This window comes from Pseudomonas sp. MYb2 (assembly GCF_002979955.1).
Taxonomy (GTDB): domain Bacteria; phylum Pseudomonadota; class Gammaproteobacteria; order Pseudomonadales; family Pseudomonadaceae; genus Aquipseudomonas.
Window position 1 is genome coordinate 72810 of the sequence record NZ_PCQC01000018.1, and the last position, 12931, is coordinate 85740.

Annotated in this window: 14 protein-coding genes; 3 read left to right on the top strand and 11 right to left on the bottom strand. The window is 60.1% G+C overall.

From position 1 onward, the window contains the following. Nucleotides 1–68: 68 nt before the first annotated feature. From CQ009_RS24040 to CQ009_RS24095, 11 genes are all read right to left on the bottom strand, one after another. Nucleotides 69–347, bottom strand: a complete 279-nt coding sequence (locus CQ009_RS24040) for a DUF971 domain-containing protein (protein WP_105708916.1) — start codon at nt 345–347, stop codon at nt 69–71. Beyond that, nucleotides 344–1306, bottom strand: coding sequence for a HEAT repeat domain-containing protein (locus CQ009_RS24045; RefSeq protein ID WP_105708917.1), 963 nt, complete (start codon nt 1304–1306; stop codon nt 344–346). Before CQ009_RS24045 ends, CQ009_RS24040 begins: the two co-directional genes overlap by 4 nt. Further along, the gene (locus CQ009_RS24050; RefSeq protein WP_064387707.1) at nt 1303–2151 is read right to left on the bottom strand and encodes an ABC transporter ATP-binding protein; all 849 of its coding nucleotides are present in this window, start codon (nt 2149–2151) and stop codon (nt 1303–1305) included. Before CQ009_RS24050 ends, CQ009_RS24045 begins: the two co-directional genes overlap by 4 nt. Further along, nucleotides 2151–2933: an ABC transporter permease gene (locus tag CQ009_RS24055; protein WP_105708918.1), complete on the bottom strand. Its 783-nt coding sequence runs from the start codon at nt 2931–2933 to the stop codon at nt 2151–2153. The genes CQ009_RS24050 and CQ009_RS24055 overlap by 1 nt, the downstream gene beginning before the upstream one ends. Nucleotides 2934–3197: 264 nt before the next feature. Then, entirely contained in the window at nt 3198–4601 is a 1404-nt protein-coding gene (locus CQ009_RS24060; RefSeq protein ID WP_105708919.1) for an ABC transporter substrate-binding protein, read from the bottom strand. Nucleotides 4602–4832: 231 nt separating this feature from the next. Beyond that, nucleotides 4833–5078: a ferredoxin family protein gene (locus CQ009_RS24065; RefSeq protein ID WP_003225615.1), complete on the bottom strand. Its 246-nt coding sequence runs from the start codon at nt 5076–5078 to the stop codon at nt 4833–4835. 26 nt (nt 5079–5104) lie between these two features. Further along, nucleotides 5105–6835, bottom strand: coding sequence for a fumarate reductase/succinate dehydrogenase flavoprotein subunit (locus CQ009_RS24070; RefSeq protein ID WP_105708920.1), 1731 nt, complete (start codon nt 6833–6835; stop codon nt 5105–5107). Beyond that, nucleotides 6832–7599 carry a GntR family transcriptional regulator gene (locus tag CQ009_RS24075; protein WP_105708921.1) on the bottom strand — a complete coding sequence of 256 codons (768 nt, stop codon included), beginning with the start codon at nt 7597–7599 and terminating at the stop codon, nt 6832–6834. Before CQ009_RS24075 ends, CQ009_RS24070 begins: the two co-directional genes overlap by 4 nt. 210 nt (nt 7600–7809) lie before the next feature. Beyond that, nucleotides 7810–8778 (bottom strand): Gfo/Idh/MocA family protein, encoded by a 969-nt coding sequence (locus tag CQ009_RS24085; protein ID WP_105708922.1) that lies wholly within the window; start codon nt 8776–8778, stop codon nt 7810–7812. 10 nt (nt 8779–8788) lie between these two features. Further along, nucleotides 8789–9676 carry a Dyp-type peroxidase gene (locus CQ009_RS24090; RefSeq protein WP_105708923.1) on the bottom strand — a complete coding sequence of 296 codons (888 nt, stop codon included), beginning with the start codon at nt 9674–9676 and terminating at the stop codon, nt 8789–8791. Between the two features lie 253 nt (nt 9677–9929). Continuing rightward, nucleotides 9930–11027 carry an AraC family transcriptional regulator gene (locus CQ009_RS24095; RefSeq protein WP_105708924.1) on the bottom strand — a complete coding sequence of 366 codons (1098 nt, stop codon included), beginning with the start codon at nt 11025–11027 and terminating at the stop codon, nt 9930–9932. Nucleotides 11028–11238: 211 nt separating this feature from the next. On the opposite strand from CQ009_RS24095, the gene CQ009_RS24100 reads away from it, so the two are divergent. The 3 genes from CQ009_RS24100 to CQ009_RS24110 all read left to right on the top strand — a co-directional run bounded on the left by CQ009_RS24100 (nt 11239) and on the right by CQ009_RS24110 (nt 12910). Then, on the top strand, nt 11239–12186 hold the full coding sequence (locus CQ009_RS24100; protein ID WP_105708925.1) for a transporter: 948 nt from the start codon (nt 11239–11241) through the stop codon (nt 12184–12186). Between the two features lie 255 nt (nt 12187–12441). After that, nucleotides 12442–12636, top strand: coding sequence for a hypothetical protein (locus tag CQ009_RS24105; protein ID WP_064120669.1), 195 nt, complete (start codon nt 12442–12444; stop codon nt 12634–12636). A gap of 46 nt (nt 12637–12682) precedes the next feature. Next, a complete protein-coding gene (locus CQ009_RS24110) occupies nt 12683–12910 on the top strand; it encodes a type II toxin-antitoxin system RelE/ParE family toxin (protein ID WP_241091113.1) in 228 nt (75 codons plus the stop codon). Nucleotides 12911–12931 lie beyond the last annotated feature (21 nt).

Sequence of the window (12931 nt, forward strand, 5' to 3'; positions counted from 1 at the left end):
GCAACATCATTGTTGAATGACACACCGCTATCGCGAGCAGGCTCACTCCTACAGGGGATCGTGGTGTATCAGGAATTGAGGTTTGCCAGATAGGCCCACGGGTAGATGCCGCGCTGGTGGCCGTCGCTGAACACCAGTTGCACGCCGTAGCCCTGGGGGTTGAGTTCAATCAGGCGCACGCGGTCATCGACCAGCGGCGTCAGGCCCTTGAGGCGAAACGCGCGGCATTGCGAGCACGGGCACTGGCGGCGCAGCTCGGCGTGGTTAAGTTGTTGTTCTTGCCCGTCAGGCCAAGTCAGCCGAAGGGTTTGCTCGCTTTGCGAGTTACCGACTGACAGCGGGTTCATTGCAACTGACTCAGGGCAATGCGCACGGCTTTGCGCACTTCCGGGTCGCCGTCGTCCTGCGCGGCCTGCAAGGCCGCCACGGCGCCGCGATCATTCAACTCACCCAAGGCCAGCGCGGCCTCTTTGCGCAGATTGCTGATGCGATGACCGAGGGTCTCGATCAATGCGTCCAGCGCCGGGGCAAATTGCAAACGGCCGAGGCTGCGAGTAGCGCGCAGGCGTACTTGCCAGTAGTCATCGCTCAGCGCTTCGACCAGCGCCGGGCCGGCGTCGCGGTGGCCGACTTTGCCCAGTGTCGTTGCGGCTTCTTCGCGCACTTGCCAGGCGTTGTCCTGCAAGGCCTGGCGTAGGGCCGGGAGGACTTCAGCGCTGGAGGCCAAACCGAGAGCACCGGTGGCGGCGCGGCGTACTTCGGTGTCCGGATCGTCGCTGGCCAATCGCGCCAAGGCAGACAGTGCGTCGAGTTGCTTGAGCCAACCGAGCACGCCGACGGCTTCGCGGCGCACGTTGGCATCGGCATCGTTCAGCGCAGAGACCGCAGCAGGTGCAGCATCGGCGAAACGCAGTTCACGCAAGGCGCGGAACGCCGCGATACGCACGCTGACGTCGGCATGATCGGTCCACGGCAGAATCACCCGCCCCGCTGCTTCAGTCTTGAGCAGACTCAAGCTCTGCGCAGCAGCGGATTGCACGGCGGGCGACGAGTCGGTCAGCGCCTCGCACAAGGCTTGCACAACGTCTTCATCCTCCCAGGCTTCCAGCAAACGCGCGGCTTCAGCGCGGACGTCTTCGGCAGGATCCTGGCCGAGGCGATCGACCAGCCAGAGCAAGCCATCGGGCTCCTCCAGATCCGCCAGATCAATCAGCGCAATACGCCGCACGCCAGCATCTTCAGCAGTCAGACGCGGTTGCAGGGCGAGGATTTCATCGTTATCGGTCACAGCAAAAATAGAGGTCATAGGGCAAATCGCGGTAAAGGGTTTTCGGGAGGCAGGCCAAGCGGATTAAGGCGCGGCAGCGGTCGGTCGTTGTCGTGGCGCAACAGGTCGAGGCAGTGGCGCTTGAGGCGGGAGAATTCAGGACTGGTCACCAGTTCACTGGTGCGCGGTCGGGTAAAGTCGAGGCGTAAATCTTCGATGATCCGCCCCGGTCGCGCGCTCATCACCAGCAAGCGGTCAGCGAGGAACAGCGCCTCGTCGATGTCGTGAGTGACGAACACCACGGTGGTGCGGATGCGCGTCCAGATGTCCAGCAGCAGTTCCTGCATGTTCAAACGGGTCAGCGCATCCAGCGCGCCGAATGGCTCGTCCATCAGTAACAGGCGCGGGCGATTGACCAGCACACGGGCGATTTCGACGCGTTGCTGCATGCCGCCGGAGAGTTGATCAGGCCAGCGTTCGGCGAAACCTTCGAGGCCGACCAATTTGAGGATGTCGTCGGCAGCACGATGACGCTCGGCTTTGCCGATGCCACGCATCTTCAGGCCGAAAGCGACGTTGTCGCGCACCGTGCGCCACGGAAACAGCGTGTGATGCTGGAACACCATGCCGCGCTGCGGCGACGGGCCGGACACTGCCGCGCCATCGACTTTCAGGCTGCCGGCGTGCGCATTCAGATGCCCGGCCAAAGCGCCGAGCAAGGTCGATTTGCCGCAACCGGAGGGGCCGAGAATGCACACGAACTGGCCCGACTCGATCTGGCAATCGAGTTCTCGCACCGCTTCGAACGCTTCACTTCCTTGGCCGAGGACGATGGACAATTGGCGGATGTCGATCCGCCCTTCCGGAGTTTGCATCGCGCTCATCAGGCTTTTCCTCGCGGTCGATGCCAGGGCGTGAACAACCCGCCCAGACGTTTGATCAGCAGACTGCTGCCCATGCCCAACACCCCGATCAGGAGCATGCCGACGACGATGTCGGCGTAGTTCTGAATGGTGTAGGACTCCCAGGTGTAATAGCCGATGCCGAACTGGCCGGAGATCATTTCTGCAGTCACCAGACAGAACCAAGAAGTACCCATGCCGATCGCCAGACCGGTGATGATGCTCGGCGCGGCGCCGGGCAAAATCACTTCCAGCAGAATCGCGCGGCGCCCCGCCCCGAGGCTTTTTGCCGAGGCGATCAGGCGTGGATCGACACCTTCGACGCCGTGCACGGTGTTGAGCAGGATCGGGAACAGTGCACCGGTGAAGGTGATGAAGACCATCGACAGTTCCGAGGACGGAAACATCAGGATCGCCAACGGGATCCACGCAACGGCGGGGATTGGGCGCAGGACTTCCAGCGGTGGCAGCAGCAGGTCTTCGGCCCATTTTGAGCGGCCGATGGCGAGGCCGAGGGCGATGCCGATCAGCAGTGCGGCGAGGTAGCCGGCGAAGACGCGGCTTAGGCTGGCGGTGAGGTGTTGCAGGAGCTTGCCGGAGTCGCCGAGGCCCAGCGCTGCTTCTACCACGGCCAAAGGGGTTGGCACGTTGGCAAAGGTGATGAGGCCGAGGTTCCAGTGATGGCTGGCGGCGAGTTGCCAGAACAGCAGGCAGAGCAGCAGTGAGGCGGCTCTTGATGTCCAGCGTAGGGTGGGTGTTTTCATGGAGCGGGTTTCCGGTTGTGGAGCTGTGTGATGGCTGAGATCTACCCCCTCACCCCAGCCCTCTCCCCCAAGGGGGCGAGGGGGAAAGGGAGCCGATCTTCACGTTTTTCAAAACCTGAGTTCGGCTCAAGAAGGAGCCGATCTTCATACCTTTCAAACCTGAGTTCGACTCGGTATTTCAGGTCGGCGTAGCTAGTCCAAACACCGCGGTCAGTCCCCTCTCCCTTTGGGAGAGGGCTAGGGTGAGGGGCTCTTGATCTTCAACTAACGAGCAGCAACCGCCTGGGTAGTGGCATCAGTGAAATCAAAAACCTTGCCACCCTGCGCCGAGGCAAATTGCTGAGCCTGCCCCTTGAGCAAAAACGCGCTCAGACGCCCTTTCGCATCACTGGCAAACCAGGCTTGTTCGGCAAGCAACTTGATCCCACTGTCACTGGCCTGCGCATACACCGCACGGATGTTTTTACCTTCCTGCTTCAAAGCCGCCAGCGCGGTAAACGCTTCTTCCGCCGAGGCGTATTGGCGCACCTTGTCTTCGCCGCGCACCCAGATTTCCGCAACATGACTGAAGTCAGTAATAGCTTTACCGGTCGCCGCATCCGTCGCCTGCAACGGCGTCTGCGCGTAGTTCGCCAGTTGCGCCGTGTAATCCAGGTTCGACGCCTTGAACGCCGCACGGATGTATTGGTCGTCAATGAAGTTGTTCAGATCGAGCCCGCGATCAGCCTTCTTCAGCAGCTTCAACGTATCAATCGCGGTGCCCACCGCCTGGCGATATTCCGGCTTCCAGCTCAGGTCGCGGGTCTGTACGCCGAGCGGGCCGTGGAACAGGTAGTTCACCTCAGCATCGACGCCGGTCACTTTGGCGATCAGCTCGCTGTATTTCTCCGGCTCCGCCGCCAGCAACTGATTGGCCTCGATACTCGCGCGCAGGTAAGCGACGACGACTTCCGGGTACTTCTTCGCATACGCCTGATCCACCAGCGCACCGTGGAACGTCGGCGCATTCGCCTGAGCACCGTCATAAATCTTGCGGGCGAAACCCCGGCTCGGGAACAGTTCGGCGAACGGCACAAAATCGGCGTGGGCGTCGATCTTGCCGGCCTGCAACGCCGAGCCGGCGACTTCCGGCGGCTGGGCGATGATGTTGACATCCTTGAGCGGATCCCAGCCCTGCGCCGCCACGGCACGCAGCAGCATGCCGTGGGCGGTGGAGGCGAACGGCACGGAAATCGTCTTGCCTTTGAGTTCGCTGAGCGCCTGCACGCCGGACGCGCTCGGCACGACGATGCCGTTGCCGCTGCCCTTGATGCTCCCCGACAGCACGCTGATGAACAGGCTGTGCTTGCCGGCGGTTTCAAAAGCGACGCCGTTGAATGCTCCGGGGAAATCAGCCATGGCACCGAAGTCGAGTTTGCCGGCGACCATCTCGTTGGTCAGCGGTGCGCCGCTGGTGAAGTTCTTCCACTGCACGTCGTACTTCGCGTCTTTGTAGGGGCCGTCGTGGGGCAGGTATTTGTCGAGCAGGCCCAGTTCACGAATCAACAACCCGCCAGCGGCGCAGTTGATGGTGGTGTCCTGGGTGCCGATGGCGATGCGGATGGTTTCGGCCGAGGCCGACAAAGTGAACGAAGCCAGTACCAGACCGGCGATTGCTGCACGCAACATGGTTGTTTCCCCTCGAATCATTTATTTGAGTTCGTCTCCGCCGCGATCAGGGCGCGGTGGGAAACGAGGGGTTTTCGGTGAATCCAGCGTCCGGGGTTCACCGGATGGCTTTGGGTTGTCACAGTTCAAATGTAGGAGTGAGCCTGCTCGCGATAGCGGTTTTCCAGATGTTGATGTGCTGACTGACACACTGCTATCGCGAGCAGGCTCACTCCTACAGAGGATCGCGTTTCAACGCAGGAGATAGGGGATGTCGACCTTGACGGCGCCCGTCGGGCAATCCTTCTCGCACGGCATGCAGTACCAGCATTCGTCGAACGCCATGTAGGCCTTCTGCGTTGCCGGATTGATCGCCAGCAAGTCCATCGGGCAGACATCCACGCACACGGTGCAGCCCTTTTCGGCGATGCATTTGTCCTCGTCCACGGTGACGGGGGCGTTGGAGCGAAAGAAGATTTCCTGAGCTTGATAGGCCATGGTTCGGACTCTCTTTTAGTAGTGCATCAAGCGGCGAAAGCGCCGACCCGCAAGCGGTCGTAGGCCTGCATTTCTTCAGCATCGAGCGGAATGATGTAAGGTTCGACGGCTTTCTTGAAACTGGTCATCTGGCCGTCGTCGCCCTTCTTCAAATGGCAATGGCAGAACCATTCGCTATCGTTGCGCTGCGGGTGGTCGACGCGATAGTGGTACAACCCCCAGCGGCTTTCGGCGCGGAACAACGAGGCGCGGGCGGCCATTTCGGCGCAGTCGCGGATCACGCTGGTTTCCATGGCGCGCATCAGTTCATGGGCGTTGTTGGCTTTCATCTGATCGAGATCGCGTTCGATGTCGCTGAAGCGCTGTAGACCGATCTGCATCTTTTTGGTCACTTTCGGCGGTTGCAGGTAATCGTTGACGAAGCGCCGCAGCTTGTACTCGACCTGTGCTGGCGGCAGACCGTGTTCGCGATCCAGCGGTGCGTAAACCCGGGCCTTTTCCTTCTCGATCTGCTCGGCATCCAGCGCGGAAAACTCGCGACCGGCGACAAAATCGGCGGCGTTGTGCCCGGCAAACCAGCCGTAGGTGAAGGCGCCGAGCATGTAGTTGTGCGGCACGGCAGCCATGTCACCCGCCGAATACAAGCCTTTCACCGAAGTCTCGGCGCGTTCGTTGACCCACACGCCAGACGCCGAGTGGCCGCTGCAAAAACCGATTTCGGAGATGTGCATTTCGACCATCTGCGTGCGGTAGTCGGTGCCGCGATTGGCGTGGAACTGGCCGCGACTCGGGCGTTCGTTGCTGTGCAGGATTTCCTCGATGTTCTGGATGGTTTCTTCGGCCAGGTGATCGAGCTTGAGAAACACCGGGCCGTTGCCGCTCTCCAGTTCCTGGTGAAATTCCCACATCATCTGCCCGCTCCAGTAGTCGCACTCGATGAAGCGTTCGCCCTTGTTGTTGGCGGTGTAGCCGCCCAGCGGGCCGGTGACGTAGGCGCAGGCCGGGCCGTTGTAATCCTTGATCAGCGGGTTGATCTGGAAGCATTCGAGGTTGGCCAGTTCGGCGCCGGCGTGATAGGCCATCGCGTAGCCGTCGCCGGCGTTGGTCGGGTTTTCGTAGGTGCCCATCAGGTAGCCCGACGACGGCAAACCCAGGCGTCCGGCAGCACCGCAGGCGAGGATCACCGCTTTGGCCTTGATCACATGGAAGTCGGCGGTGCGGCAATCGAAGCCCATCACACCGTTGACGGCGCCCTCCTCGTCAGTCAGCAACCGCGTGCAGACGAGGCGATTGGTGATGCTCACCCGGGCGCGTTTCAACTGGCGATAAAGGACCTTTTTGATGTCGTGCCCTTCCGGCATCGGCAGCACGTAGGCGCCCATATGGTGGACTTTTTTAACCGCGTAATCGCCGGTTTCGTCCTTCTCGAACTTCACGCCCCAGCGATCAAGCTGTTCGATGGTTTCGAAGCTATGGGTCGCGTAGGCGTAAACGGCGGCCTGATTGACGATGCCGTCGTTGGCGATGGTGATTTCCTTGGTGTACTGCTCCGGCGTCGAGTGGCCGGGGATGATCGCGTTGTTCAGGCCGTCCATGCCCATGCTGATCGCGCCGCTGCGTTTGACGTTGGCCTTGTCGACCAGCAACACGCGCAGATCGCGGTTGTTTTCCTTGGCCTTGATCGCGGCCATCGGCCCGGCGGTGCCACCGCCGATGACGACGATGTCGTATTCCTGTTCGAGCACGTTGCGGGTCATGCCTGCTCCCCTTTTTGCCGGTCGATCCGCAGGCGGTACTGGAACGCATCGCCACGGTAGTAAAGGTATTCGAAGTCCAGCGGCTGGCCTTGCGCGTCGTGGGTCAGACGCTCGATGCGCATGATCGGCGAGCCGGCCTCGACGTTCAGCGCCTGGGTCAAGTCGCTGTCGGCGAGCACCGCGTCGATGGCCAGATCGGCGTGGCCGAGGGCGATGCCGCAGTCGTTTTCGAGGATCAGGAAGATGTCGCGGGTGACCAGATCGGCCTTCTCCAGGCGCTCGCCGACGGCTTTGGGCAGGTAGGTGATTTCCAGCGAGATCGGCTCACGGTTGATCAGCCGTACGCGTTTGATCTGCGCGACGATCTCGCCCTCGGCGACCTGCAAACGTTCGGCAACGCGCTTGTCGGCGGGGATGAATTTGAAACTGCGCAGGCGATTGATCACCTCGTAGCCACGGCCGGTCATCGACTCGGCTAGGCCTTGCAGGCTGCTGACGTTCTGAAAGGTTTTCGGCTTGGCGACGAAGGTGCCTTTGCCGTGGATCTTGAAGATCAGCCCTTCCTTTTGCAGATCGCCGAGCGCCTGGCGCACGGTGATGCGGCTGACTTTGAACAGCGCACCGAGTTCGCTTTCGGAAGGCATCTGGCTGTCTTGCGGGTATTCGCCGTCGAGAATTCGCGCACGCAGGACATCGCGCAGTTGGGTGTGCAGCGGGACACTTGATAAGGAGAGCGGGCTAAGAGAGAGAACGTTATCGGTCATCACGGGATCACTTGTTATAACGAGTTATGACGTGATCTTAGGGGTGTTATGACGAGGTTGAGAAATATTGTTTGGGCATAACCTTAGATACTTCACACGATCGCTTCTTGTAGGAGTGAGCCTGCTCGCGATAGCGGTGTATCAGATACGAATCCGGTGCGTGACACACCGCTATCGCGAGCAGGCGAAGGCCTACAGGGGAATTGTGTGCTACTGGCGTTTGAGGATCTGGTCCATGACCCAATCGGTCTTGAGCGCTTGTTCGGCGACGGCGGGGTGTTGTGAGTCGCCACGAATGTGAGCATTCATGCCCAGCACGTGATGCCACTGAATATGTTCGTGATGCGGGATTTCCAGGCTGATGATTTCATCGGCATGCAATTGCACGGGATGTTCATCAAACACCGAAAAACTGATCCGCCCTTCACTGCCGATGATCTCGACCCGATCCTCGCGCCGATCCGCAACAAAACTCCAGCAACCCATACCCAACGCCCCGGAGGCAAACCGCCAACTGGCGCTGACGGCATCTTCCGCTGCATATAAGCCGGCCTGACGCGCGGTGAATCCGGCGACTTCAACAATGTCGCCGAGCAGATACTGGAACAGGTCAAAACCATGACTGGCCAGATCAGCGAAGTAACCGCCCCCGGCCACCGCCGGATCGGTGCGCCAGTTATCGCGACCGTCCAGATCCGCCGGCGACGGCGCTTTGGTCAACGTCCAGCTCAGATGCCGAACCTCACCGATGCGTCCCTCCTCCAGCCACTGCCGCACTTGCGCAAAGCGCGGCAACGAGCGGCGGTAGTAGGACACAAACAAGTGCAATCCGGCCTCGGCAAACACCTGCTGCATCTCGCGGCTTTGTCCGGCATTCAGCGCCATCGGTTTTTCGACGCAGCAATGCTTGCCAGCGGCAGCGACTTTCAGGCTGTAGGCGTGATGGCTGTCGGGCGGCGTGGCGATGTACACCGCGTCGACCTCGGGATCGTTGATCAGCGCATCGACGTCGGTGTAGACGCGGTCGATGCCATGACGCAAAGCGTAATCGCTGACCGCTTCAAGCCGTCGGCCCATCACCGCCACCAGCGCCGAACCGGGCGCCTTGTAAAAGGCCGGCCCGCTCTTGCGTTCAGCGACGCTGCCACAACCGATCATGCCCCAGCGCACCACGTCCATGTCTGTTCCTTTAGCCGATGCGCAACGCGCGCAGATCGAGGTGACCGTCCTTCAACGGTGGGCACCAGTAGTAGCCGCCAGTGATCGGTCGACTGATGCGATACAGACCATCGGTGATGCCGTCTTCCAGGCCGCTCATACGGCGCAGTTGCGCTTCGAAGGCGTCCAGCGAGAAACCGAAAGCGAGGAACATCAAACCAGCGCGATCACCTTCGATCCACGGCATCGAGCGGCGCACGACGAACGCTTCGGGGGCGAAGCTTTCCTGCGCGGTGCGTTTGACGTGGGCGGACACCGGCGCGTCGTCGATCTCTTCGTTGTCGCTGAGGCGACGGCCCATGATGTTGTCTTTGTCGTCGGCGGACAGTTTGTGGAAACCCTTGAGGTCATGCTGCCACTGCTGGATCGCGGCAAAGCTGCCACCGACCATGCCGTCAGTGCCGGCGCTTTGCAGGGCGGCGGCGATGGCGGCTTCGTCGTGCGGGTTTTCGGTGCCGTCTTCGTAACCGGTCAGGTCGTGGCCGTCCTTGTGGCGGAAGGCTTCCTGCATTTCTACCAGGCGCAGGGCCGGCGCCAGTGCGGCTTCGAGGGCGTTGCAACGGTTAAGCAGTTCACCACGGTCGACGCCGTGCAGCCAGACCCACAGCGCGTGCTGGGTCGACGGGTTCTCGACGCCGACGCCGGTCATGGCCGGGAAGCTGCGCAGGCCTTCAATTTGTACGTTGAGGGCCTTGGCCAGGGATTCACCGAAACCGACCACCGCCGACTTGCCGTCCACCTGATTCAGCAGATTGTCGATCGCTTGCGGCAGGGCTTCAGCCGATTCAAGGGCGAAAAACAGGTGACGTGCTTGCGCAGGAACTGGGGTGGCGAGAATGCCCGGCTGGTAGTAACTCATGTGAACTCCTTGGGAAAGTGCGCGGGAGTTTACCTGTGGCCGGAGGGTTTGTGTGGGTTTGGATGGAAGTCAAAAGCCCCTCACCCTAGCCCTCTCCCGGGGGGAGAGGGGACTGAATGGGGGATATTGAAGAGCTACGCCGACTTGAACGTGTATCGGTGAATCCATAATCGACAAAAATCTTTCAGGTCGATGTACGACGAAAGACACTGCGGTCGGCCCCCTCTCTCAAGTCCATAATCGACGCAATTCTTCAGGTCGATGTAACTCGCAAGACACTGCAGTCGGCCCCCTCTCCCTCTGGGAGAGGGCTGGGGTGAGGGTTTGCGTCATTACGCCAGGCACTCGGGCTCATCCCGGTCCAACGCTTGAACGCCCGGCGAAAACTGCGCACATCGCTGTACCCCACTTCCTCGGTAATCCGCTCGATCGGCATATCCGGATTGGCCAGCAGACTCATCGTCCGCGCCTGCCGCACCTGCTCCAGCAGCGCCTCGAACGTCAGCGCATGCTCAGTCAAACGCCGGCGCAAAGTACGACTGCTCATATTCAAATCACCGGCAATCTTTTCGATATGGCTGCCAGAGGTCAAATCCCTGGCAATCGCCCGCTCGACCGCCTGAATCAGATCAAGCTTCTGATGCACCTGCGCCGCTTCCAGCTCCAGCAAGGCGACCGCCTGACGCAGCGCCAGCGAATGGTGATTGGGCAGGTTCACGTCAAGCCACTGCGCATCGATCAGCATGCGGTTGTGCAGACAACCGAAGCGCACGTCCGGCCCGAGCAGGCGGTGGTATTCGCTGAGGTAATCCGGTGCGGCATGCACGAACTCCACGGCAATCGCCTTGAAATCAACCCCCACCAGTGCGCGGCCATACACCAGCAGACTGGCGAAGAACTCCTCGACGGCAAACACCTGCACATCGGCGAATGGCAGGCGGCATTCAGCATCCAGATGCACCTGCGCACCGACCACGTCGACGCTCGACACCACAATCCCGCCCGAGGTGTGCTGGTGGCGAATCCCCAGCGCAAAGGCGTCGCGCAGGGTTTTGCACAACGACAGCACATGCCCGAGCAACCCGAGTGTGCCGAGTACATTCTGTGCGCCCACCCATAGGCCCAGGCCCTGATGGGGCAGCACTTTGAGCGCACGTTGAATCATCGCCACGGCCTGGCGATAGGAAATCCGCTGCGTCGGATCCTGTAAGTCTTCCAGCGTAAAACCCAGGCCACGGCACAGGCTTTCGGGATCGATGCCCTTGTTCTGCACGACTTCGGCAAGGGTTTGCAGGAGAAACGGCGAGACCAGCGCCAGTTCGAAAGTCGGGTCTTGGACTTTTACATTCATGGGGGATGACATTCCGGATCACGCTTGATTGTTATTTTTGTTACCGGTTATGTCGAAGGAAGTTAGCACAGGGTTTGCCAGCTGTCCGCAGAAGTCCCCCTCAGTGTCCGCCAAAACCCTGCCCCGCCGGGCGCCAAGCGCTTATTTCTAGAGTGCCGCGCGCACTGCGTGCCGGCGTTGCGCCCAAAACACAATAATAATGAGGACTGATATGCACCCGAACCGCGCGACATTCCCTCTGCGCCTGGCCCTTTCCTTGCTGGGTTGCGCCGTGACGATACCGGCACTGGCCACCGAAGCCGGCGTCGACAACATCGGCACCGGCACCGACGGTTTTTTCATGCTGCCGCTGGAGGTCGACAGCCTTCCGGAGAACATGGTCGCGTTCAACCTCTACTACAACCATTACAAGGCGACCAAACTCAACATCAGCTCGTTCGGCGGCAAGGTGCCCAACGTCGAAATCGAGTCCACCGCGGTGATTCCGCGTCTCGACTACTTGAGCCCCGTGCGTATCTTCGGCGGGCGCCTGGCCGGCTACATCGCCCAGCCGTGGCTGAAGCAGGAAGTCTCGGTATTCGGCTTGAGCGACACCCGCGAAGGCATGGGCGATACCACCATTGCACCGATCATTCTGTGGGACATGGGCAAGAATCTGACCCTTGGCGCCGCGCTGGAAATCACCGTGCCGACCGGCGAATACAGCGTCGATCGGCTGGCCAACACCAGCAATAATTTCTACACCTACAAACCGCTGTTCTCCTTCACCTGGCTGCCGACCGACAAGACCGAAGTCTCGATGAAGACCACCTACAGCTTCAACGAGAAGAACAAGGACACTGACTACAAATCCGGGCAGATCTTCCACTTCGATTATTCGGCCAGCTACAAGCTCACCGATGATCTGATGCTCGGCATCAACGGCTACTACCTCAAGCAGACCACCGACGACAAACAGTTCGGCCATACCGTGCAGTTCGCCGGGCAGGACGTCGACGACGGCGTACGTGGCAAGGTGTTCGCCATCGGCCCGGCGCTGCATTTCACCTTTCTCAAGTACGCCAGTGCGGAGATCCGCTGGGCCAAGGAATTTGATGTGGAGAACCGGCCGGAGGGGGAAATGTTGTGGGCGAAGGTGAGTATTCCCTATGCGTTCTGAGTGCATTTGTAGGAAAGCGCACCTGGATTTGTAGCCTGAAAACCCGAAAAACGCATAGGTGGAATACGCCTACAGCGGCGGTCGAGATTACCGGACAACGGGGGGAAACGTCTGGCAGATTTAAAGGGGGCGCTTGCAGATACTGGGCTCCGTTATCCCATGGTTCCTCAAGGGCTCATGGGGTGCATCGTCTGCCAGTGACGACAATGGGCCATGTCCCCCCTTAAACTGCCGAGATTGATCACGGAGATCACTATGAGCATATTACTTTCCCCGTTTTACTCTGACTTCGAATCCGAAGAAGAGGCCGAGAGCTACGATCGCTGGTTTCGTGCCAAGGTGCAGGCTGCACTGGATGATCCTCGCCCAGGCATTCCCCATGAGGAAGCCATGGTGCGGCTCGACCAATTATTAGAAGAGAAACGCAAGAATCGACGCGCTGCCGCTTGAATGGAGCGATCAAGCTCTGGACGATCTGGCTGACATTATCGATTACATTGAACAATACAATTCCAACGCTTCAGCGGCTCTGCAGCGCAAGGTGGGTGCAGCAACGCAAAGGCTTTCATCAATTCCCTATGGTTACAGATCCGGTCGGGTACCGGGCACTCGGGAAATGGTGGTCAATCCAAACTATCTACTGGTCTATCGAGTGAACGGGCACATCAAAATACTGACGTTAGTCCACACTCGACAACAATACCCACTAACCTCATCAACATAAAAAAGGGCGACCAACCGGCCG

What these genes read in the sequence shown, in the direction of transcription:
- CQ009_RS24050 (WP_064387707.1), bottom strand. Translation starts at nt 2,151, where the DNA reads ATGAGCGCGATGCAAACTCCGGAAGGGCGGATCGACATCCGCCAATTG.
- CQ009_RS24095 (WP_105708924.1), bottom strand. Translation starts at nt 11,027, where the DNA reads ATGAATGTAAAAGTCCAAGACCCGACTTTCGAACTGGCGCTGGTCTCG.
- CQ009_RS24090 (WP_105708923.1), bottom strand. Translation starts at nt 9,676, where the DNA reads ATGAGTTACTACCAGCCGGGCATTCTCGCCACCCCAGTTCCTGCGCAA.
- CQ009_RS24040 (WP_105708916.1), bottom strand. Translation starts at nt 347, where the DNA reads ATGAACCCGCTGTCAGTCGGTAACTCGCAAAGCGAGCAAACCCTTCGG.
- CQ009_RS24055 (WP_105708918.1), bottom strand. Translation starts at nt 2,933, where the DNA reads ATGAAAACACCCACCCTACGCTGGACATCAAGAGCCGCCTCACTGCTG.
- CQ009_RS24105 (WP_064120669.1), top strand. Translation starts at nt 12,442, where the DNA reads ATGAGCATATTACTTTCCCCGTTTTACTCTGACTTCGAATCCGAAGAA.
- CQ009_RS24085 (WP_105708922.1), bottom strand. Translation starts at nt 8,778, where the DNA reads ATGGACGTGGTGCGCTGGGGCATGATCGGTTGTGGCAGCGTCGCTGAA.
- CQ009_RS24045 (WP_105708917.1), bottom strand. Translation starts at nt 1,306, where the DNA reads ATGACCTCTATTTTTGCTGTGACCGATAACGATGAAATCCTCGCCCTG.
- CQ009_RS24075 (WP_105708921.1), bottom strand. Translation starts at nt 7,599, where the DNA reads ATGACCGATAACGTTCTCTCTCTTAGCCCGCTCTCCTTATCAAGTGTC.
- CQ009_RS24060 (WP_105708919.1), bottom strand. Translation starts at nt 4,601, where the DNA reads ATGTTGCGTGCAGCAATCGCCGGTCTGGTACTGGCTTCGTTCACTTTG.
- CQ009_RS24100 (WP_105708925.1), top strand. Translation starts at nt 11,239, where the DNA reads ATGCACCCGAACCGCGCGACATTCCCTCTGCGCCTGGCCCTTTCCTTG.
- CQ009_RS24065 (WP_003225615.1), bottom strand. Translation starts at nt 5,078, where the DNA reads ATGGCCTATCAAGCTCAGGAAATCTTCTTTCGCTCCAACGCCCCCGTC.
- CQ009_RS24070 (WP_105708920.1), bottom strand. Translation starts at nt 6,835, where the DNA reads ATGACCCGCAACGTGCTCGAACAGGAATACGACATCGTCGTCATCGGC.